Source organism: bacterium, assembly GCA_040755795.1.
Classification (GTDB): domain Bacteria; phylum UBA9089; class CG2-30-40-21; order CG2-30-40-21; family SBAY01; genus JBFLXS01.
On record JBFLXS010000738.1, the window covers coordinates 1 to 1,130 of the forward strand.

Annotated in this window: 2 protein-coding genes; both read left to right on the plus strand. The window is 34.2% G+C overall.

Going from position 1 to position 1,130, the window contains the following annotated elements; genetic code table 11:
• Positions 1–72: 72 nt before the first annotated feature.
• On the plus strand, positions 73–726 hold the full coding sequence (locus AB1414_21315; GenBank protein ID MEW6609951.1) for a ribonuclease HII: 654 nt from the start codon (positions 73–75) through the stop codon (positions 724–726).
• A 28-nt stretch (positions 727–754) separates the two neighbouring features.
• A complete protein-coding gene (locus AB1414_21320) occupies positions 755–1,126 on the plus strand; it encodes a YraN family protein (protein MEW6609952.1) in 372 nt (123 codons plus the stop codon).
• The last annotated feature ends 4 nt before the right edge of the window (positions 1,127–1,130 follow it).

Consider the following 1,130-nt stretch of genomic DNA (forward strand, 5'->3'; position numbering starts at 1 on the left):
TGTTAAAATACTAATATTTCATCCTTTTCTTACCATACCTGAAACGCTTACTTTGAATAAGGAGGCGATACAATGGCCCCATCAAAATATGAAAATTATCCCATTAAAAAACTTTGCCTATATGAAGAAGAGGCATCTTCTTTAGGTTATGAATTAATAGGTGGAATAGATGAGGTTGGTAGAGGACCATTAGCGGGCCCGGTAGTAGCCGCGGTAGCAATTTTACCAAAAGAGATTAAAATACCGGGCATAAATGATTCTAAAAAATTATCCCCCAAACAACGAGAAAGATTATTTAAGACTATTTCTGATGTAGTTATTGATTGGGGAATAGGTATTGTCAATGAAGAGATAATAGATGAGATTAATATTTTACGAGCAACTCACCTGGCGATGAAAAAGGCGATAGATTCTTTGAAGTCAAAACCACATTTCTTACTTGTCGATGGACTAAAAATTCCTTCTATAGACATTCCACAAAAACCTATCATTCGGGGCGACCAATTGAGTATTTCCATTCAATCTGCATCAATATTAGCCAAAGTAATAAGAGATAGAATGATGATTGAATATGATAAAGAATTCCCGCAATATGGCTTTGCTAAACATAAAGGCTATGGGACTTCTTTACATATTGAATCAATTAAAAAATATGGTATTTGTCCGATACACCGAAAATCTTTTGAACCAATTAAATCTATGTGTAAAAGGGCTTCACGAAATTAAAGGTTTTTTATGAGGTTTTAATATCCCTATGTCCAAACAAAGAATTGAATTAGGAGAAAAAGGCGAGGCGTTAGCTTTAAAACATTTAAAACGACATCGATACAAAATATTAGAACAGAATTATAAAACCCGCTCCGGGGAAATTGATATTATTGCTAAAAATCAGGAGGTTTTAGCATTTATTGAAGTAAAAACGCGTCGAGGTGAAGAATTTGGACTACCGCAAGAAGCCGTTGATATTCGTAAACAAAGACAGATGGGTAAAGTCGCCTTAGAATATCTTGCAAAGAAAAATTTACAGGATATTGATTGTCGATTTGATATTGTGGCTATCACCTGGCGGCCAAACCAAAAACCTAAAATTGAATTAATAAAAGATGCCTTTTATCTTGAGGAGTAAGAAT